The organism is Candidatus Similichlamydia laticola (assembly GCF_003339615.1).
Classification (GTDB): domain Bacteria; phylum Chlamydiota; class Chlamydiia; order Chlamydiales; family Parilichlamydiaceae; genus Similichlamydia; species Similichlamydia laticola.
The window spans coordinates 20,098-41,082 of the sequence record NZ_QQBG01000009.1 but is presented as its reverse complement, the minus strand read 5'-3'; the positions used below and the strand labels follow the sequence as shown (position 1 = coordinate 41,082).

Below are 20,985 nucleotides of genomic sequence, written 5' to 3'. Positions count from 1 at the left end.
AGCCTCTCCTAATCCATTGAAACATCTACCTAAAATGGCATCAGAACACGACAAATGATAACCATGCCCCAAAAAACAGACCTGATCTCCTGTAGATAATCCCCTTAACGGTCCATAAACCTGAAGAACAGCTCGTCGGCGTAAAACCTTAATAACAACACCATAGGAGCAACGCCCGTCGTGAAAGATAACCTCCGCTAGTTCTCCCATTTTGACTTGAGGTGCTTCAACCGTGATCAAATGTCCCCGGATCTCTGTAATCTTGTTGCATACACGCCTCATGCCCCACTTCCTCCTTCTGTTCCCTGTCCGATCTGCTTAGAAGCATGCTCCAGCAGATTACGAAGACGTTGTCTACAAGATACCGATTCCTCGCTCTCTTCCTTAACGAAATTCAAGTTGCGCATCTCAGCCTGCAGGGACAGAAAGAAGGATCGTGCCTCTGTGTGAGTAGAAATCCAAGAATAATCCGTATCGAGAACCTCATTCACAAACGAAAAGAGGACTTTTTGCTTCTTGAGTGGACAATATGTATCTTCTGGATCAAAAGAGTTTTGCTGTAGGTAAACGGCATCATACAGCTCAGCCTTCAGATGAGAAATAAACTCATCTAGTGCTACACCATCCTCACCTAAAACATCCATTCTTCTGGTGATGACATCACTTTCCTCTAAAAGGGCTTTGGCTCGATAGACCCATCTTTTCCATAGGGGAATCTCTTTCGAAAGAGTATCTCCCACGAATTCTGTGTATTTAGACCAAGAAATCAGAGGGTCAATGGCAGGATACCTCCTTGCACTACTACGAGCGCGAGACAGCCCCAAAAAAGCACCCACAACAGGTAAAGTAGCTTGAGTAACGGGTTCGTCTAAGTTGCCTCCTGCAGGCGAAACAGCACCTCCTAAACAAAGAGAACCGAAACGATCATTTTCCAAACGGACCACACCGGCCCGCTGATAGAGTTCAGCAATTTTTGCGTTTAAGTAAGCAGGAAAGGCTTCATCACCAGGAATCTCTTCTAATCGGGCCGACATCTCCCGCATAGCCTGAGCCCAACGCGACGTAGAATCAGCAACCATCAACACGTCGAGGCCCATTTGTCTGTAATATTCCCCAATCGTGACAGCCATATAGACAGAGGATTCACGAGCAGCAACAGGCATGGAAGAGGTATTACAGATGAGAACCGTCCGGTCACTTAAAGGGTTACCTGTCTGGGGATCCTTCAAATGCGGAAACTCCTTCAATAGTTCCACGATTTCCCCTGCTCGTTCTCCACAAGCAGCAAAGATGACGATATCAACAGAAGAGTAACGCGCTAAATGATGCTGTAGAACAGTTTTGCCAGCTCCAAAAGGGCCTGGAAGGCAAAATGCCCCTCCCTTGAGCAGAGGAAATTGCGTATCAATCACACGACAACCTGTTTCCAAGGGCTCAAAGGGTAATACGCGATCTCCAAACAGAAGGGGCCTTTTCAAAGGCCATTTCTGGAACATCTTGACCTCAATAATTTCTCCCTGGGCATTCTTAAGATGAGCCAGAACCGTATCTACAGAATAACTCCCACCTTTCACGAGCCACTCGAGTTGATAATGTCCGCAAGGCAGTCCAAAAGGGACAAAAATACGATGAGGAAAGCGCCCTTCTTGCACAGTCCCGAGAAGAGACCCAGGAGAGAGCATGGCGCCTACAGAAACGCAAGGTTCAAAGTCCCATAATTTATCCCTCGCTAGAGGAGGGAAGTGTACTCCGCGCGCTAAGAAGACACCATGCTCTTGAAACACCTCTTCGAGAGGATTCTGAAGCCCATCAAAGACCCCTCCCAACAAACCAGGTCCTAACTCTGCCTCGATAAGATCCCGAGAAAATTCAACTTCTGCACCACTGAAAAGGCCATAAGTCGGTTCAAAAACCTGCATTTTGGCCATGGAACCACGAATTTCCAATACCTCAGCACGTAACTTATCTCCCTCGACGAGAATAGAGGCTGACTCTCCGAGATGAACACTCCCCTCAAACTCTACTTCGACAAGGTTCCCAAAGGCAGAAATGACTTGTCCCCTTGCACCCTTTTGCATCCTTTCACCTCGCTAAGCCTGTATTTCCTGAAAGATTTTTGAAAGATCGATCTTCTCTGGATCAGAGTTGCGGAAAGACCACTCGATGACAAAGAGATGGTAGGCGAATTCCCAGATCAAACTTTGAGGAGAAAACCAGCCCTCTTCCTCTATACGCGCATTTAACCACTTCAGACGACACAAGTGGATCGCTCGCTCCACTTCATCTGGATTAGGTAAATCAAGGTCAAAACGGGCAAAAAGATCGTGCTCTACGATATGACTCCCCTGAACTTCTCTAAAGAACAAACTTTTTTCCTCGGAAAAGTGAGAAGGTGCCCTTTTGGTGAGGAGAGAATCAAAAAGCCATGCCTCAAAAATCAGAATGTCTTGAACAGCACGATTACAGTTCCTAGCAAGTTCATAAGAAAAAAACGCCTGTGTCACTTCTTCAAAAACCGCTAACCCACCCCTTACATTATGATGATAAGAAAGAATAGGACCGATCAGAGGGTGGTCCAGACCAGGCGGAACAGCTCCCAAAAGAACAGAGGCAGGGAGAGTAGCACAGGGAGAAGGACATCCACCTAACCAAACAGATCGCAAGGAAAAGAGGTCGAACAGCCGCCGTAAAACAAGAAAAGAGGCAGAAAAAGAAGGGGATCCAAGAAGAGTGATCTGCAGCTCAAGATCTTCAAGAGAAGTTTTCCCCCTTGAATCCCTGAGCAAGGGAATCAGGCCATACTCCTCAAACACCAGTTCCTCCTAATCCCTGACCGACTGAAACAGCTTCTCCCTTAATTCCTTCCGGAGCATAGGCCAGAAAAGAGCAGACAAGGATTCCGGAGAGAGGTCTAAAACCCATCCCTCATTTCGAAAATGACAACGTAAACTCTTACCCTCACAATCTAACATCCGGCTCTTGGAACGCCCCATAACGCTCTTCAGCAGTTCCTGTAGAACGCTGCCCATTTCAAAGCCCTCAGGCAGTTCTAGGATAACAGCTCGATCCAACCCCATCTGATCAATGGAAGCAGCAACAACCCGAAGAAGAGCCTCTCCTCCCTTTGCAGAAAAACCTTTTTTCAAAATGGCAGTTAGCTCAGGCCGAAAAAGCTGCTCCTCCAGTAGTCCCTTTAGCTTCTCCTCTGTTTGTCTCGCAGCAAAACGAAGTTGCTGATCACATTCTTCCTGAATAGCTCGAGCTTTTTTTTGTGCTGACTCGATAATCGATTCTGCATCCTTGCGAGCCAAATTGACAAGACGTGCCGACTCCTCCCTTGCTTGAACAAGCAAACGCTCAGCCTCTTCCTGAGCAGGAATAACGGCCTCTTTCTGGAGAACAGCGCACAGGGCTTCCAATCTCTTATCCTGATCCTTCGCCTTCAAAACACAAACGCCTTTACTCATTCACATAACCCAACGAGTCTCTAAAAAAATCCGTTAAACCGCAAGGGGGAAGCAAAAAGTTCCAAGAAACAGAAGAATAAAGACTTGTATTTAAAATCAAAAAAATATTATCCATTGAGAATGGACATCCCTACGGAACGATCTCCTCGTCCTTACTTCTACTCCATTTCTCGGGGATGCGCATCGTGACTCTTTCCGCATTACAAGCGGTAGGAACATGAGATTCTCCTCTCTTTCTCAAGGTAAGAGAGGAGAGAAGTCCCGAGAAATCTAGGTAGTTAAGATGAGTGATTCTCTTGTCAAAAGACTGAGCAGTTATGTTCTTTGTGCACACATCTTCTTGTCTATCAGTACATGCACGGCGCTGTACGCAAGTGAAAGCTTCGTCCAATCCTTGGTCATTACTGTCCCACAAATTGGAGATGTCCTCCTGCGAGATTCTTCTCTTGAGTTCGTTTTCGATCCCAAGCAAGCCGTTGATGGCCTTCAAGAGTTGGAAAAAGCCTCTTCTTATAGGATCACCAATACCTTGAGCGGTACTCAAATGTTAACAGCTAGTGTTTCGGAGATACTCGAAGGTATCGATATCTTTGTCGATCTTGAGGCTCCCTCCCCGTTACCTAGCGGCCTGGTTATTGCTGGAGAGATCAAGCTGTCTATCACACCTCAAGAAGTGATGTCTGGAATAGGAAAGTGTATTGCAGAAGGCGATCTCCTCTATCGGCTCGTTGCAGATTTTTCAAAAACCTCAGATGCTGCTCTTCAACAAAAAGTCGTAACCGTTCATTACACGCTTGGACCGTCTTCTTCGTCAGTCACTTCGTAGTATAAAAAATAATTTTATGTTTATCCTTAAAGATGGGCAGCCAAATAGTGCCATCCTCTTTTGCATGTCTCCGCACAACAGAGCTTTTTTAAATTCCTGCTAAGGCGCTCAGGTGTGTTCTCCCTACTCCAGCACTAGCCCTTTTTGTTGAGACTCTAGGTCTCAACCTGAGCTCCTTAGACCACCTTATTCCAATTGGCAAGAAGGCCCACCTCCCTTGCCCCGTTCTTCCTCAGCAGAAGATCCTGTTTTGATTCAATTTCCTAGACATCCAGATAACACTGTCCCTCATCTTGAACTCTCTCTCACCACAATCCGATTCGATATTTTCCAACATTACTTCTCCCTCTCAAGGAGGTCTTAACGTGTTTCGCAAATTAGCTTTGTTAACCAGCACGCTACTATCTGCAACTGTCACGCCCCTGTTCGCGGTGGATAACATCCCAACCGAAGCAATCAATGCATCCCAGAATCTTATCATCACATTAATTGGTGAATCCTTTTTCTCCCTTGATAAGACTCAAATGGAAGTCATCTTTGACGCCAGTGAAGGTCTCTTGCAAGAGAAGATCGTTTCCAGTGGATACAAAATCGTCAACATTGGACTTCCAAGAGAAATCACAGGTGCTGTCGACCATGTTCCAAACGGTATTTCCATTACGGCTACCATGGGAGTACCTGACTCCGTTTTTGGAGACATCCAACCTATTAGCGTTCCAGATGTTGTTATGTCAACAACACCTCAACTCATGTTGCAACAGATCAACCGCGTTATGGGTAACGGAATTGTTTCCTACAAGGTTCAGTGTGATGTCAACATCGCCTCTCCCACAGAATTACAAGCACACGTGGTTGTCGTGTCTTACGTTATGGCAGTTGCCACTCCATAAGGCCAATCTCTACCCACTGTTCTTCACGGCAAGGCCCAAAGAGAGGATGGTTCTCTCGATGGGCCTTCTTTGTACCTATTCAAGCAAAAGATAGACAAAGAAATTTCTATATTTTATCTCCAGGGAAAGAGTTGTGAGGCCTCGTCCTCACTCTTCTAGGCGCTGACTCTTGCTGCTTCTACACAGCTCCCTCTGGACTTTCTTGAGCCCAGAGTCTCAAGACCTTCTTCCTGCCAGTTCGACTGGTACATAAAACAGTCAGATAAATTGTCCAAAATCTTATTTCCCATTTGGGAAAGACTTACTCTTGCTTTCCCTTCTTGATCCCCATGTCATTGGCTAGCTAATCACGCCTGTAAAGGAAATAGAATGGAAAAACGGACATAACAGGGAAGAGTAGATTCTACGTCTCTTCAGAGAATTTCCTGAGCACAACAGAGTTTATCCTATATTTGAACACACTATCTTTTCTCCATTCGCTTGTTCAAGCATTCATTCGAAAGGAGGCCCTTCGTGTTCTACAAGTTGAATTCTCTATCTCAAAAAGTTTTAGGATTTGCCATTTTAACGACCTTGAATGCGGGCGTGTTATTCGCAGAAGCCGTTACTAGCTCCCAGAATCTTTCTATTACAATTCTCACAACATCTTCTTTGACTTTTGAGTCCCCCTCTCTAGAAGTCATATTTGATGCAAGTGAAGGTATTATCCAGGAAAGAGTTTTGACTACCGGGTATCACGTTAACAATATCGGGACAGGTAGAAATATCACAGGTGCTGTTGACCATTTGCCACCAGGCATCACCATAGCAGCGGAAATGGCTGTTCCTGAAGCAAGTTTCGGAGGAGATGTCCTTCCCGTCAGCAGCGGAAGTGTTGAATTGACCACCACACACAATCAAGTTCTGTCTCAAATCAATAAGATTGTTGGAAATGGTAAGGTTACTTACACGGTGACATGCGACCTTAATCTAGCCAACGTTGAACAGCTACAGGCTCATACTGTCGTTGTTTCTTATGTTATGGCCGCTCCTGTTGTCTAAAGAGTAGTTCTGAAAAAGGAGAGTCTCAAAGAGGTGTATGATACAATAGCCAGATAGGGAATAGGAAAGGTTCGTACGCCTCCAGGTCCGGGTAGTGTTTTTCCACACTGCCTTAGACCCTCATGTCATACAACACTCTCCTTTATCTTCTTTTATTCTCGTCCCTTCTCCAAGCCAACAGCAGTACCTATAAAAGAGCACAAGAAAAACTCTACCAAGACGCTGAAGGCTCTCATGTTCTCAACATCAAGATCATCTATGATACCTTGCGTATTGAACCTCTTCCAGGAGACATACCCACGAGCGCAGGACACTTCGTCGAGTTTAAAACACCTAAGTTAAAAGCTCTGGGATCGAGAAGAAAAGAGGAAGAAATCATCGATATCATCACTACGTCAAGCTACATCATCAAGCCCAGAAGAAAACTCTTCGATCTTTATGCCAAAATTGAAGCCATCCCGGAAAGAGTCGAAGCTCTACTCGTTGTTGATCTCCCACCTGAGTATCAAGGAAAGGCAGCTGTAGACGGAAATCCCATCCTTCTCTCTAAAGAACCTAAGCTGGTTCTCAAAGGCATCATACGATTCTTTGGAGTGGCTACAGTCCGATACACTCTCAGAGGACCTAGAAAGATAATCGAGAATCTCAAAACGAATGAATTCAAAGTCTCCTTTACAGTTATCGACTCGACACTTTCTGACTAGTCCTCCGGACAAGAAAATGGGAGAGGAGCTACCTGCATAGGAACATATCCTTCTGGGAAAACAGACTCAAAATCAAAGTTAAGATCAAGAGAGGAGCTCTTTTCAATGACCTCTGTAACCAGAGCATGGTGCCAAAAGCCTGTTCCACCAGGAACACGCTTCCCCATGATGACGTTTTCCTTGAAGCCGAGACGATAATCACACTTCCCCGCACAAGCTGCCTCAGTTAAGATACGGGTCGTATCTTGAAAAGAAGCAGCTGAAACAAACGACTCAGTTGAAAGAGAAGCTTTGGTAATACCCTGCAAAATCGGAGTAGCTTGAGCTGGCTTCCCCCCCGAAGCAATGGTGCGAGAATTTTCCCTATAAAACTCCTTACGATCGACTTCTTCTCCATACAAGAGGGTAGTATTTCCAGGATCGGTGACACGCAACTTCTCCAACATCCTCCTGACAATGATCTCAACATGCTTGTCATTAATGCTCACACCTTGCAAGGCGTAAACCTCCTGGATCTGGTTCACAAGATATTTTTGAAGTTCACGAACTCCACAAATATCAAGAATCTCGTGGGGCACGACAAGACCATCACAAAGTGACTGTCCCTTGAGAACATGATCATTGGACTGAACAAGCAGGTGCTTCGTCATAGGAATGAAATGCTCTTCTTCCATGCCTGTGACTTCATCACGAATGATGACAACACGACGATTCTTCTGAACCCCACGAACACTTGCAACACCATCAATCTTGGCAATCTCAGCCGCATCTTTTGGTTTACGTGCCTCAACAAGCTCAGCTACCCTGGGCAAACCGCCTGTGATGTCCTTTGTACGAATTGTCCCTCTTGGGAGTCTAGCCAAAACCTGTCCTGTTTCAACATATTGGCCCTCCTGTACAGAAAGAACAGCACCAGCAGGAATAGAGTAGAACCCTTTCAGGTTTTGAAAAGCAGAGTCTTCATAAATAGCAATTTGTGGGTGCAGTTCTCCTCGGTGTTGCTTTACAACCAACTCAGACTGACCTGTTTGCTTATTCAAATCTTTTTGTGTCGAAATCCCCTCTACTAAGTCTTCGTATTTTACGTAACCTGGCTTATCACAAATAATGGGAATATTGTGTTGTTCCCATTGAGCTAGACAATCTCCTGCGGAAACCGTCGCACCATCCTCAAAGAGAATCTGCGATCCTAAATCGATAGGAAACGACTGAAGAGACTGAATTGAATTATTGGCCAGAAGCTTCTTGTACTCTTCCAGAGGACGGTTTTCGTCCTGCATCACATGCACAGAACCATTTTTATTGAGAACGATGCACCTGCCTTCTTGGTCTCGCACGACTCGCAAATCCATATAGACTAAAATGCCCTCAAAATTTGATACCAACTCTGGACTAGAAAGAGTAGAAGCAATACCTCCCAAGTGAAAGGTTCTCATGGTTAACTGTGTTCCGGGCTCTCCAATGGACTGGGCAGCAATAATGCCAACGGCCTCCCCCAAAGCAACGATCTTACCGTTTGCTAGATCAACTCCATAACACTTAGCACAGACACCTCGCTTGGCCTCGCAAGTCAAAGAAGAACGGACACGAACAGTCTCTATACCAGCATCATCGATCCTTTCTGCTTGCTCCTTGGTTAATAAAGAACCGGCAGAAGCTAACAAAATACCAGCATCACCAGGCTGGTAAACATCTTCACAAACTGTTCGACCGACGATGCGCTCACTCAAAGGAATGAGTTCCTCATGCCCCTGTTTGATTCCAGAAACCTCAATGCCGAGAAACGTATCACAATCATATTCTGTGATAATGATGTCGTGTGCTACGTCTACCAATCTTCTGGTCAAATACCCAGAGTCTGCTGTCTTTAAGGCTGTATCGGCTAAACCCTTTCGACCCCCATGAGAGGAGATGAAGTATTCAATAACAGTCAACCCTTCTCGGAAATTCGACATGATGGGGGTCTCAATGATTTCCCGAGATGGTTTCACCATCAATCCTCTCATGGCCCCAAGCTGCTTCAACTGAGAACGATTACCTCTGGCACCAGAATCTGTAAACATATGGAGAGGATTAATCCTGCCCTCTTCCACTTTAGAAACTAATTCCTGCAGTTCATTTGAAAGCATGTCGGAAACTTCTGTCCAGATACTAATGATCTTGGAATAGCGCTCCCCCTCTGTGATCACACCATCTTCATACTGCTTTTGCACGACAGCAACACGTGACTGCGCTTCTGCAATCAAAGCTCCCTTGTTCTCAGGAACAACAATATCAGTAATCCCAACAGAAGGCGCAGCCTTTGTGGCTTCTGCAAATCCAATGCTCTTGAGATTGTCCAGAAACCGAACAGTTGTTTCCAGCCCACAACGGTTGTAACATTGAAGAATTAGCTCTCCTACTTTTTTGGTCGGAAGCGCAGAGTTCTGAAAACCGAGATCTGGAGGAACAATAGTATTGAACAAAACACGTCCAGGGGTCGTCTCTACCAGATTGCCATCCTTCAACCTCACCTTAACACGTTCGTGCAAGTGGAACCCACGCCCCCAGTCTACCCAACACTTCTTACCAGAGACACGTTCCCGCTCGACCATTCCATTTTTGGAATAAGACATGGCTGTCAGCACTTCTTCCGTTGAAGCAAAAACACGAAGAGGCTTGCCTTCTGCCTCAGGATCATAAATGGGATCATGCATCAGATAGTAGATCCCCAAAATCATGTCTTGAGAAGGAACAGCAACAGGCTTTCCAGATGAGGGCAGGAAGATATTGTCTGGGGCCATCATCAAAAGCCTTGCTTCCAACTGGGCCTCAATTGACAAAGGCAAGTGCACTGCCATTTGGTCTCCATCAAAGTCAGCATTGAAGGCCGAACAAACAAGCGGGTGCAAACGAATAGCTTTACCCTCAATCAGTACTGGCTCAAAAGCCTGAATACCGAGTCGGTGTAACGTAGGGGCTCGGTTTAAAAGGACAACATGCCCCTTGATTGTCTCTTCTAAAACGTCCCAAACAACCGGATCTCGTCGACGAATCATTTTTTTTGCTGCAGGAACGGTATAGGCATGTCCCAGTTCCCTCAAGCGCCGAACGATAAAAGGATCGAAAAGGACTAGGGCCATCTCCTTGGGGATCCCACATTGGCTAATAGAAAGACCAGGGCCAGAAACGACAACGGAACGTGCAGAATAGTCAACACGCTTACCAAGAAGATTTTCTCGAACCCGGCCCTTCTTCCCCTTAATGACTTCTGCAAGACCTTTCAACTGACGATTGCCCGCACCCATGACTGGATGACCATGACGACCATTGTCAAACAACGCGTCCACAGCCTCCTGAAGCATCCTCTTCTCGTTCCGAACAATGACTTCAGGCGTCTTCAACTTCAAGATAGCCTTTAACCGATTGTTTCGGTTGATCACACGACGATACAAATCATTTAGATCACTTGTAGCGAAACGACCTCCGTCCAAAGCAACAAGGGGTCGTAATTGAGGGGGGATAACAGGTAAAGCACTGAGAACCATATCCTCAGGACGATTACCCGAAGCAAGAAAGGCCTCAATAATCTTGAGCCGCTTTGCTAATTTCATTCTTGCCTGAGCAGATCTTGTCTTTCTTAATTTATCCTTAAGATCGGAAACAGAAGCCTCAAGATCCTCGGAAGCCAATAACTCCCGAATAGCCACTCCGCCCATACTGGCAGAAAAAGCAGCAGAGCCCCAACGCTCCTTAGATTCCTTGAGCTGTTGATCCGTCAGTAACTGTTTTCTTTGCAGATCCGTATTACCCGGATCGACAACAACATGCTCCTCATAATAAACAATTCTCTCCAAGTCTCTCAGTGATAAACCCAATAAATTGCCGATACGACTCGGCATCGTTTTGAAAAACCAAATATGGACAACAGGAATGGCAAGCTCGATATGCGCCATTCTCTCTCGACGCACTTTAGAAAGGGTGACCTCAACACCGCAGCGATCACAGACAACGCCTTTATTTTTCGTCTTTTTATATTTTCCACAGGCGCATTCACAATCCTTGGTCGGACCAAAAATTTTTTCACAGAAAAGACCGCCTTTTTCAGGCTTAAATGTTCTGTAGTTAATGGTCTCTGGCTTCTTGATCTCACCACGAGACCACTCATTTCGAATGACCTCATCCGAAGCAATCGAAATGGACAAAACCTCGAAGTCCGAATCCGAACCTTGGAGCAAGGCATTTGACTCCTCAGATACGGGCGCCAACTCACATAACTTTTCTTCACTCATGACTGCGGGCCTCTCTATCCATCTCTCAATCAACCATTGTAATGGTCACTACCAACCAGATTGCTCAATGGTGTACTCTCCTTCGAAGTCACCACCTCACCTTCCTGACTCACAATATTTTGCAAAGAGACATTTAGTCCAAGTCCCCTCAGTTCCTTGAACAACACATTAAACGACTCAGGAAAGTCAGCTCGCAAAACATTCTCACCCTTAACAATGGATTGATACATGAGTGTCCGTCCAGCTACATCATCCGACTTAACCGTCAGAATTTCCTGAAGAAGATAAGATGCTCCGTAAGCCTCTACGGCCCAGACTTCCATCTCTCCAAATCTCTGTCCTCCCATCTGAGCTTTACCACCAAGTGGCTGCTGTGTCACAAGAGAATAAGGCCCTACCCCACGACTGTGGATCTTGTCATCAACCATATGGCCAAGCTTCAACATATAAATGATGCCGACCACTACAGGATTGTAGAAACGTTCACCTGTCCGTCCATCTGAAAGCCAAAGTTTCCCATTCGACGGAAGACCTGCCTCCTGAACCATCTCCCAGATTTTTTTCTCTGGAAATCCTTCAAAGACCGGAGTCCGCACATAACAATCCTTCAGGTAAGCAGCGTAACCCAAATGTGTCTCAAGAAGCTGCCCAATATTCATTCTGGAAGGAACACCAAGTGGATTGAGAAGAATATGCAAAGGGCGACCTGTCTCTTCAATGTACGGCATGTCGTTTACAGGGACAATCTTTGCCACTACTCCCTTATTACCATGCCGACCAGCCATCTTGTCCCCGACCTGCAATTTGCGCTTGCTGGCTACATAGACTTTCACCTGCCGAATGACATCCGTATCTAATTCGGAATCACCCTTTTTCAAGACCTCGAGCTCTACAGCCCTCTGATTTTCAGCCATCATCAGCTTGGTGCGATGATCGAGAAGCACTTCTCGCATTGTAGAATAAAGATCAACCTCTCGAGCAATCAACAAATCATCAATTTCTTGATTCTCAAGAAGCTCAATACTCGCCTGGTTGAAAACAGCCCCTTTAGCAAAGAGAACTTCTCCTGTTTTTCTGTGGAAGATCGACTCCGGAGCTGTCTCCCCCAAGAGCAAAGCTCCCAGACGGTCCCTTAAATTAGCTCTCAAGCCAGAAATTTTCGCCTTATGGCTCTTCTGAATGTCCTTAAAACGAGAAGCTTCCTCGACAACATCTTCATCTGCTCTAGCTAAACGGTCTCTGCGATTAAAGATGCGCACATCCATAACCACACCTTCTGTCCCAGGGGGCACAAGGAGAGACGCATCTTTAACATCAGCAGCCTTTTCTCCAAAAATGGCTCGTAAAAGTCTCTCTTCTGGAGCCAATTCCGTTTCCGACTTAGGAGCGATCTTGCCAACCAGAATATCTCCCGGTTTCACTTCAGATCCCAGACGAACAATACCATCCTCATCCAAGTTGGCTAACGCTTCTTCTGAAACATTCGGAATGTCTCGAGTAATCTCCTCTTCCCCCAGCTTTGTATCACGAGCCTCAAGAACAAAACATTCGAAAGAGTAGGATGTGTATGCATCTTCATGCAGTAACTCTTCGCTGACAACAATGGCATCTTCAAAGTTGAAACCACACCATGGCATAAAGCCAACTAGGACATTGCTTCCTAAGGCCATTTCGCCTGCTTCGGTCGCCGGTCCATCTGCGATGACATCATTGATGAAAACCTCGTCTCCTACCTCACAAAGCGGCTTTTGATTAATGCACGTTCCTGCATTCGATCGCATGAATTTCTTAAGCTGATAATCAGTCGTCTGCAAAGCGTTATCTTTCGAACGCACAACAATCTTGAGAGCATCTACGTACTCGACATAACCGTCTTCTTGAGCGATGACAACAGCCCCAGAGTCACGTGCTGCTTTTGCCTCTAGACCCGTCCCCACAATCGGAGAGCGCGCTTTAACAAGAGGCACAGCTTGGCGTTGCATGTTGGAGCCCATCAAGGATCGGTTCGCATCGTCATGCTCCAAAAATGGAATCAACCCCGTCGCAATAGACACCAACTGCTTAGGAGAAACATCCATGTGAGTGACTGAATCGACGGAAACTTCAAGAGATTCCCCAAGATGGCGTCCCCAACAATAATCTCCGAGCAAACAACCATACTCATCCATTTCAGCAGATGCCTGAGCAATAACACACTTCTCTTCCGCATCAACAGTCATGTATTCGATCTCATTGGTCACAACCCCATCCCGAACAACGCGATAAGGTGTCTCAATAAACCCAAACTCATTGATCTTGGCATAAGAAGAAAGGGAAGTGATCAGTCCGATATTAGGACCCTCAGGTGTCTCAATAGGACAAATTCTGCCGTAATGACTTGTATGAACATCACGCACTTCGAAACCAGCTCGATCTCGATTCAGTCCTCCAGGGCCAAGAGAGGACAATCTCCTCTTATGTGTCAGCTCGGCAAGAGGATTAGCCTGATCCATAAACTGAGAAAGCTGAGATCTTCCAAAAAAGTCTCTTAACACTCCAGAGAGGCTCTTAGCAGAAACCACTTTGCTCGGAGTCATGGTATCTCCTGAGAAATCAAACAAGTTAATCCTCTCACGAATAATCTTCTCCATTCGAGCAAGACCTACGCGACATTGATTTTGAATCAACTCACCGACCGAGCGGACACGGCGATTAGCTAAATGATCAATGTCATCTACTGCTGCAGATGAATCTCCATTTCGAATGCGAAGAAGGTACTTGATCGCTAGGACGAGATCCTCCTTCGAAAGAGTCTGCTCTTGCAAAGTCTCGTCATTAATGGGTCGCCCAAGCTTTTTGTTAATCTTATAACGACCGACTCGCCCCAAATTATAACGACGAGGATCAAAAAAAAGACGAACCATCGCTGCACGAGCATTAGCCAACGTGGTCGGCTCACCCGGACGAATCTTACGGTAAAATTGCTTAAGAGCTACCTCGTAAGAATGAGCTGTGTCCTTCGCAAGCATCTTAATAATTGGACTCAGCTCATTTGCATCTTCTGCTATTTTGATGTTAGGAATTTTGGCATCCAACATCTTCTTCAACATGGCCGTTGTCAATTTTTCTCCGGCCTTACCGAGAAGCTGGCCATTCGACTCATCCAAAACGTCTTCAGCCAAAACTTGACCAATACAACGTGTCAACTCCTCAGAAGAAAGAGAGACATACTGTGTCGGAAAGAACTCCTCAATGATATCAGCATCTGTTGAATAGCCTAAGGTACGGATAAAGGTCGTCGCTAAAATTTTCCGACGTCTTTTCTTGCGATCGATATAGATATGAATTAAATCGTTAGCATCAAAACCTGCCTCAAGCCAACTTCCACGATAAGGAATAATACGGAAGAGAAAAAGATCAAAACCCTTCGGATGCTTAACAGACTCGAAGGAGATTCCTGGACTACGATGCAATTGAGAAACGATAACACGTTCCGCTCCGTTGATAACAAACGTTCCCTTCTCCGTCATGACAGGAAGGGTCCCCATGTAAACCTCTTCTTCCTTGATCCCCGTCTCGTCCGTTGAGCGCAATTTCACCCGCAGAGTCACATTGTAAGTGATGCCCCGACGAATACATTCTTCCGGAGTATGCTTAGGTACTCCTAAGCTATACGAAATGAACTCGAGAACAACTTTCTCGTCGTGTGACTTGATAGGAAAAGCCTCGTTGAAGACCTCTTGCAGCCCAACGTTCTGCCTCTCATGGGGCAAAAGATGAGCTTGCAAGAACTCTTGGTAGGACTTGATTTGGACTTCCAAGAGATTAGGCAAATCAATAACCTCCTCTCTTTCACGGAATCCAATACGATGAGGCGCCTTTTTAAGCATCACACACTCCGCAACAAACCAATCCCACCATCGGGAAACAAAAAGCCACAACCACTAACAAGAACACAAGCCCTTGATACAATCAATTATCCTAGTGCCACTAACAAACATTCGCACGAGACGATCCCCCCGAGCTCTAATCTGTAGAAGCAGAAACCTCAACGATAGCACCTGCGGCCTTTAGTTTCTTGGCCAACTCTTCCGCCTCAGCCTTCTCGACTTTGCCCTTAATCATTCTGGGTTTGCCTGCACAAACTTCTTCAACAGCCTCTTTACTATCTCTCAAGCTCAAACCACAAAGACTCTTGAGCTCTTTGATCAGAGGAATTTGAGCGGACGGATCCGTTGCCCCTTTCAGAACAACATCAAATTCGGTTGCGGCTTGTGCAGCTACTTCCCCTTCTGCAGCTCCCCCAGAAGAAATACCTGCAACAACAGACGCTACCGGAGCAGCTGCAGAGACCCCCCAAGTTTGCTCTAACTCTTTGACCAGATCGGACATCTCCAAAACCGTCAACCCACTCAGCTGTTCGACTAGCTGTTTTTTCAACTCTTTGTTGTTCACTTCGAAACCTCCACGATAAACTAAGCTTCTCTTTCCCTAACGAAAGCAAAAAGCGGCTATCAGCCGACTCCCTCCCTCTTTTCTGATCGAGCATTCATACAGTACAAGACCGAACAGGCCACACCATTCATTACTCGTACAGCTTGAGATGGAACAGAAAGGAACAGGCCTAGCAACTGAGCACGCAACACTTCCTGGGAAGGCAATTTCCCAATGGCAACCGTTTCCTCTGCCCCATAGACAGCACCCTCCGAAAAAGAGCCTAAAATTCGAAATCCTTTATGCACTTTCGTATGTGTGCCAAGAGATTTGATTAACTCAGTTAACGCGCCACCAGTAAAAACCGCCGCAACATGACCAGGAAGAGCCTCTCGATCAAAAGAAAGCCCACACTCCCTCAGAGCCAAACAAAACATTCTCTTTGGAACAACCTCCATTTCGCCAACAGGCAATAACGCCCGTCTCAAAAGAACGGAGTCCTTTGCCCCTATGGAACCATAGTCCACCAAGACGAAAGAAGACGAAGACTCAATTTGCTCGCGCAAAGAATCCAAAAATAATCGCTTTTCCTTCAGCACGACACACTCCTACAGACCCAAACTCGACACATCAACCCTCAAGCCGGGCCCCATTGTGGAACTGAGATAAAGCCTCTGTAAAAAAGTCCCCTTCGCCGCTGCGGGCTTATTCTTCAAAACAGCACCGACAAAAGCGCAGAGGTTCTCAAGTAGACTCTCTTCTGAAAAGGATACCTTCCCCAGACCGGAATTGATTACACCGTGACGGTCCAATTTAAATTCAATTTGTCCGGCTTTCAAGCTAGAAATGATCGCCCCAAGGTCCTCTGTTACTGTACCTGCCCTCGGTGTTGGCATTAAATTCCTCGGTCCCAACACCCGTCCCAACTTACCTACGTCTCTCATCAAATCAGGCGTCGAAACGACAGCGTCGAAGTCCGTCCAACCCGACTTCACTTTCTCAAAGTACTCCTCAAACCCAGCAAAATCCGCACCAGCTTTCAAGGCCTCCTTGACTTTATCGCCTTTCGCGAAAACAAGAACACGTACCTTCTTCCCTGTCCCATGGGGAAGAGAGACAGTTCCCCTGACATTTTGATCTGATTTTCTCGGATCAACACCAAGTTTAAGAGCAATATCAAGGGTCTGATCAAACTTAGAAGAGGGAAGAGCGAGCAGAATCTGAATCGCTTCACGAGCGGAATAAAGGCGCACTCCACCCAAAGACGATCTGATCTGCCGCATTCTCCTGCTTGTGCGCGCCATAAAACCACTTCCTCAAGAAAACTATTTCACAACTTCAATGCCCATCGAGCGCGCAGAACCACTCACAATTCGAACAGCGGCCTCTAAGGAATTAGCAAAAAGATCTTCCATTTTCTCCTTTGCAACTTGCTCAAGCTGAACCAGGGTAATGGTTGCCCCTTTTTCGCGGTTAGGAGACTTCGCACCTTTCTCAAGACCCAAAGCCTTCTTAATCAAGTAAGAAACAGGAGGCTTCCTGATTTCAAAGCGGAAGTCCTTCTTCTTCAAATCGACGTAAATCACTGCTGTAACAAGTGCATCACCCAGGCCTCTGGTTCTCTCGTTAAAAGCCTTACAAAAAGCCATAATGTTCACACCAACGGCACCAAGAGCAGGCCCAACGGGCGGACTAGGCAAAGCCTTACCAGCAACAATCTGCAAACGAATGATCTTGGAATGATTTTTCTGAGACATAAACCAAAAACTAACCCTTTAACCAACAATCACAGCAAAAAACCGGAAACAACTACGAGTGACACTCGATATCCTGCTCATCGGACACTTCTTCTACTTGCCAAAACTCAAGGTCATCCACAGTTGTCGTACGCCCGAAAATGGCAAGAGCGACACTTAGGCGACCCTTCTCTCCACAAACTTCTGTGACAGTTCCAACGAAATTAACAAAAACGCCCTCAACGATCTTAACACGATCTCCAACAGAGACACGGTGCTTCTGACTGATCTTTTCCTTCTTCTTTTTTAAATCTTGCCGCAAGGTCTCCACCTCATCTTCGGCCAGAGGAACGGGCTGCTCCCCTCCCAAAAACTCGATAACACCCTCTACGCTCTTGATGTAAGACCATGTCTCCTGGTTCATTTCCATACGCACAAGAAGGTAACCAGGCCAAATACGCTTTTCAGAAACCCTCTGCTTCCCACGACGAACTTCAGCAACTTGCTCTACTGGGAGAATCACCTCAGAAATCTGTCCGGACAAACCATAAGCAGAGCAACTTTCCTCAATGGCACGCTTCACTTTCTTTTCACGACCTGACAATACGCGGACGACGTAACAAAGCACGCTCCACCACCTCCACTAGACGAACACGAGGCCAAACAACGCAGAAAGCCCCTTTAACAACAAACTCCCCAGAAGGTCCGCCAAGTATACGCACACTGAAGAACAGAAGACAACAGTAACAACAAGGGAAACAGCACGAAGCATGCCCCCAGGAGGGACCCACACAATCTTCCTCAACTCCGACCTCAACTCTCGAGGAGAAGCGAAGCAGGAGAAAGATGACGTATCCTCCTCAAGATCTATCATTTTTGAGCGTTGCTCAAACAAGATGTGCTGACCCATTCTAAAACCAGTTCCACAAAACAAAAACTAACGAGAGCGGAGGGATTCGAACCCTCGACACACGGCTTTGGAGGCCGTTGCTCTGACCAAGCTGAGCTACGCTCCCCCAAGAACGCACACAAGCCCCATAGAACGCAGGGCACAAACGCCTCGCGCTCTAAAAGCTTGCCCCTTGCAAAGGACTAAAATCAATCTATAACCTCAATGATTGTCCCAGCTCCGACGGTTTTCCCACCTTCCCGAACGGCAAAACGCATTCCTGCTTCGAGTGCAAGCGGAAACATCAATTTGACTTCCATCTCCACATTTTCTCCGGGTAGCACCATCTCCACTCCAGAAGGCAAGGTAATTCCTCCCGTTACATCTGCAGTTCTCACATAAAACTGTGGCTTATACTTAGGCGGAATAGGCGTGTGACGACCGCCTTCTTCTTTTTTCAAAACATAAAGTGCCGCTCGAAACCTTGTGTAGGGCTTGCCACTTCCTGGCGCACACAAAACCATACCCTTTTCAACATGCTTCTTCTCGACACCACGCAAAAGAACACCGACGTTGTCACCAGCTTGACCCTCGTCCAAGTTCTTCCTAAACATCTCTACACCAGTTACAACGGAAGAACGGCTAGGCTTAAGGCCTACTATATCTACGGGGTCCCCTACCTTTACTTTTCCTCTCTCTACACGACCTGTTACGACAGTTCCTCGACCAGAAATAGAGTAAACATCCTCAATAGGAAGAGAGAAAGGCTTATCAATCTCACGAGCAGGGGTCTCAATGTGGGCGTCCACGGCCTTCATAAGCTGAAGAATAGAATCGACGTACTCGGGCACCCCTTCCAAAGCCCTAAGAGCAGATCCCCGAATCATGGGAACGTTCTCATAGCCCTTGCTTTCAAGTAGCTCACTCAGCTCCATCTCTGTTAGTTCGGCCATTTTTTCATCGACTCCTGGAGCATCCATCTTGTTGATGAAGACAACAATCTGGCGCACATTCACCTGGCGGGCAAGCAAAACGTGCTCGTAAGTCTGTGGCATTGGACCATCCGTTGCCGCAACAACGAGAATGGCACCATCCATCTGAGCTGCGCCTGTGATCATGTTCTTGATGTAGTCAGCATGTCCAGGACAATCTGCATGACCGTAATGGCGCTTTTCCGTCTCATATTCGACATGAGTCTTGTCGATCGTAATCCCACGATCCTGTTCTTCCTGAGTCTTGTCGATGTCCTTGTAACTCATCGCCTTGGACAGACCTTGTTTCGCCAGAACAGTCGTAATCGCAGCAGTCAACGTCGTCTTGCCGTGATCGACATGACCAATCGTCCCGATATTAACGTGCGGCTTATCCCGCTTATATGTCTCCTTTGCCACCTAACTCCCTCCAAAAAGAAACGCAAACCCGAATTAACACACAGCGCCTAAAGCTCCCCATCATAGCGACAGGGCATCCGCAACACAGGCAAAGCGGAAGAGGCGCCCCAAGGCACCTTAGGAAAACGCCGAAAGGCCCGGCACAAGCCCGATCCCAATATGACGCACCACAACCGAACCCCAAACACAACCCAGCCCAGTCTCCAGCACACAACAACCGCATGCCATCCGCCCAACCTAGATGCCCAAGATAGGAATCGAACCTACGACCACTTGCTTACCATGCAAGTGCTCTACCACTGAGCTACCTGGGCGCGCATTCAAAGTAATTTTGCCAATCAGTCAGCGAAAACGGCACGGACCGACGAGAATGCGCGATTCTAACACAGGCGATTCTACGATTCAAGAGACGAAAATTAGTCGTCATCTTTCCCGATAAACAATCCTTGCTTTGCTCAAATCGTAAGATGTCAATTCAATCACCACGTCATCTCCTGGATAAACCCGAATATTGCGCATACGCAGCTTGCCACTCAAGTAAGCCAAAACGTAAACACCGTTCTCTAGCAAAACCTTGAAGGTCATATTTGGCAAGGATTCGCGAACCTTACCTTTCATGCGAAACGTGTTCTCCTTAGATTCCTTTACCATGCTGCCAGCTTTGCACCCATTATGATACCCTTGATATTGACTGAAGTGGTCACGATAGCTCCGAGAGCCTCAGTGATCTTAATCAAAAGATAGCTAATTTGAAATCTTTTTAAAGAGACTCATACCCAAATCTGAGATCGAGTGACCTCAAAAACGGCTGGACAAATCCCCATGGCCTCTCCCCCCAATCCTCCAACAAAAGAAGTTGAGGACTATTTTCTTCTTTGTCGTTCCAGACAAGACCTTCTTGAAAAAGAATTTCTCTGTCTACCTTCCCTTCACGCCAAATACGACCTGCTCATTAACAAGGGAAAGCGTTTTTTCAGGCAACACGCTCCAACAGAACCCTCAGCGCTCCGCGTTAAGGGGTGCCAAAGCGAAACTTTTCTCCAAACACACATAGAAAATTATTTAATTTCCTTTTCAGGACAAAGCAACGCACTCATTTCAAGCGGTTTACTCTGCATTCTGATCGAGATTTACTCAGGATTGCCCCCGCCTGTTATCCTGACCTGCTCTCCTGATATTATCAAGAGGGTTGGCTTTCATGAATTTTTGAGTCTTAATCGAGCAAATGGACTACAGGAAATCTATTTACACATGAAAGAGCAGAGCGTTCACCTGCTAGCTTCTTTAGGAAGGGACAGCAGCCCACTCTAGAACTTCCTGTACGAGAAAGATAAGGAGCGTATTTCTGATCTCAAAT

The 20,985-nt window shown here is 46.4% G+C and carries 18 protein-coding genes, 2 tRNA genes and 1 pseudogene; 5 read left to right on the top strand and 16 right to left on the bottom strand.

Annotated features, from left to right (window positions below):
* The 4 genes and pseudogenes from HAT2_RS01050 to HAT2_RS01035 all read right to left on the bottom strand — a co-directional run.
* Nucleotides 1-282 (bottom strand): annotated as a pseudogene (locus HAT2_RS01050) (V-type ATP synthase subunit B); the annotation flags it as partial.
* A complete protein-coding gene (locus tag HAT2_RS01045) occupies nucleotides 279-2,078 on the bottom strand; it encodes a V-type ATP synthase subunit A (protein WP_114544188.1) in 1,800 nt (599 codons plus the stop codon). The gene HAT2_RS01045 and the pseudogene HAT2_RS01050, both read right to left, overlap by 4 nt.
* Nucleotides 2,079-2,090: 12 nt before the next feature.
* Complete coding sequence (locus tag HAT2_RS01040) at nucleotides 2,091-2,813, bottom strand: hypothetical protein (RefSeq protein ID WP_114544187.1); 723 nt, start codon at nucleotides 2,811-2,813, stop codon at nucleotides 2,091-2,093.
* Nucleotides 2,814-2,822: 9 nt separating this feature from the next.
* Nucleotides 2,823-3,467, bottom strand: coding sequence for a hypothetical protein (locus HAT2_RS01035; RefSeq protein ID WP_114544186.1), 645 nt, complete (start codon nucleotides 3,465-3,467; stop codon nucleotides 2,823-2,825).
* Between the two features lie 283 nt (nucleotides 3,468-3,750).
* Here HAT2_RS01035 and HAT2_RS01030 point away from each other — a divergent pair, with 283 nt between their 5' ends.
* The 4 genes from HAT2_RS01030 (at nucleotide 3,751) to HAT2_RS01015 (ending at nucleotide 6,928) form a co-directional block, all read left to right on the top strand.
* Complete coding sequence (locus HAT2_RS01030; RefSeq protein WP_114544185.1) at nucleotides 3,751-4,293, top strand: hypothetical protein; 543 nt, start codon at nucleotides 3,751-3,753, stop codon at nucleotides 4,291-4,293.
* A 365-nt stretch (nucleotides 4,294-4,658) separates the two neighbouring features.
* Entirely contained in the window at nucleotides 4,659-5,183 is a 525-nt protein-coding gene (locus HAT2_RS01025; protein ID WP_114544184.1) for a hypothetical protein, read from the top strand.
* A gap of 513 nt (nucleotides 5,184-5,696) precedes the next feature.
* Nucleotides 5,697-6,224 (top strand): hypothetical protein, encoded by a 528-nt coding sequence (locus tag HAT2_RS01020; protein ID WP_114544183.1) that lies wholly within the window; start codon nucleotides 5,697-5,699, stop codon nucleotides 6,222-6,224.
* A gap of 122 nt (nucleotides 6,225-6,346) precedes the next feature.
* On the top strand, nucleotides 6,347-6,928 hold the full coding sequence (locus tag HAT2_RS01015) for a hypothetical protein (protein WP_114544182.1): 582 nt from the start codon (nucleotides 6,347-6,349) through the stop codon (nucleotides 6,926-6,928).
* On the opposite strand, the gene rpoC is transcribed toward HAT2_RS01015, so the two are convergent.
* From rpoC to infA, 12 genes are all read right to left on the bottom strand, one after another.
* Entirely contained in the window at nucleotides 6,925-11,199 is a 4,275-nt protein-coding gene (rpoC, locus tag HAT2_RS01010) for a DNA-directed RNA polymerase subunit beta' (RefSeq protein WP_114544181.1), read from the bottom strand. The two genes, HAT2_RS01015 and rpoC, sit on opposite strands and share 4 nt — an antisense overlap.
* Nucleotides 11,200-11,228: 29 nt before the next feature.
* Nucleotides 11,229-15,068 (bottom strand): DNA-directed RNA polymerase subunit beta, encoded by a 3,840-nt coding sequence (gene rpoB / locus HAT2_RS01005; RefSeq protein ID WP_114544191.1) that lies wholly within the window; start codon nucleotides 15,066-15,068, stop codon nucleotides 11,229-11,231.
* A 136-nt stretch (nucleotides 15,069-15,204) separates the two neighbouring features.
* Nucleotides 15,205-15,633 (bottom strand): 50S ribosomal protein L7/L12, encoded by a 429-nt coding sequence (rplL, locus tag HAT2_RS01000; protein WP_220253862.1) that lies wholly within the window; start codon nucleotides 15,631-15,633, stop codon nucleotides 15,205-15,207.
* 59 nt (nucleotides 15,634-15,692) lie between these two features.
* On the bottom strand, nucleotides 15,693-16,211 hold the full coding sequence (rplJ, locus tag HAT2_RS00995) for a 50S ribosomal protein L10 (RefSeq protein WP_114544180.1): 519 nt from the start codon (nucleotides 16,209-16,211) through the stop codon (nucleotides 15,693-15,695).
* A gap of 9 nt (nucleotides 16,212-16,220) precedes the next feature.
* Nucleotides 16,221-16,916 carry a 50S ribosomal protein L1 gene (rplA, locus tag HAT2_RS00990; protein WP_114544179.1) on the bottom strand — a complete coding sequence of 232 codons (696 nt, stop codon included), beginning with the start codon at nucleotides 16,914-16,916 and terminating at the stop codon, nucleotides 16,221-16,223.
* Between the two features lie 21 nt (nucleotides 16,917-16,937).
* A complete protein-coding gene (gene rplK, locus HAT2_RS00985; RefSeq protein ID WP_114544178.1) occupies nucleotides 16,938-17,369 on the bottom strand; it encodes a 50S ribosomal protein L11 in 432 nt (143 codons plus the stop codon).
* A gap of 52 nt (nucleotides 17,370-17,421) precedes the next feature.
* The gene (gene nusG, locus HAT2_RS00980; protein WP_114544177.1) at nucleotides 17,422-17,976 is read right to left on the bottom strand and encodes a transcription termination/antitermination protein NusG; all 555 of its coding nucleotides are present in this window, start codon (nucleotides 17,974-17,976) and stop codon (nucleotides 17,422-17,424) included.
* A 15-nt stretch (nucleotides 17,977-17,991) separates the two neighbouring features.
* Complete coding sequence (locus tag HAT2_RS03995) at nucleotides 17,992-18,120, bottom strand: hypothetical protein (protein WP_420885373.1); 129 nt, start codon at nucleotides 18,118-18,120, stop codon at nucleotides 17,992-17,994.
* 169 nt (nucleotides 18,121-18,289) lie between these two features.
* Nucleotides 18,290-18,364, bottom strand: a tRNA-Trp gene (locus tag HAT2_RS00970).
* An 82-nt stretch (nucleotides 18,365-18,446) separates the two neighbouring features.
* Nucleotides 18,447-19,628 (bottom strand): elongation factor Tu, encoded by a 1,182-nt coding sequence (tuf, locus tag HAT2_RS00965; RefSeq protein ID WP_114544175.1) that lies wholly within the window; start codon nucleotides 19,626-19,628, stop codon nucleotides 18,447-18,449.
* 242 nt (nucleotides 19,629-19,870) lie between these two features.
* Nucleotides 19,871-19,942, bottom strand: a tRNA-Thr gene (locus HAT2_RS00960).
* Between the two features lie 109 nt (nucleotides 19,943-20,051).
* Complete coding sequence (infA, locus tag HAT2_RS00955) at nucleotides 20,052-20,279, bottom strand: translation initiation factor IF-1 (RefSeq protein ID WP_114544174.1); 228 nt, start codon at nucleotides 20,277-20,279, stop codon at nucleotides 20,052-20,054.
* 171 nt (nucleotides 20,280-20,450) lie between these two features.
* On the opposite strand from infA, the gene HAT2_RS00950 reads away from it, so the two are divergent.
* A complete protein-coding gene (locus HAT2_RS00950) occupies nucleotides 20,451-20,939 on the top strand; it encodes a SufE family protein (RefSeq protein WP_147267462.1) in 489 nt (162 codons plus the stop codon).
* Nucleotides 20,940-20,985 lie beyond the last annotated feature (46 nt).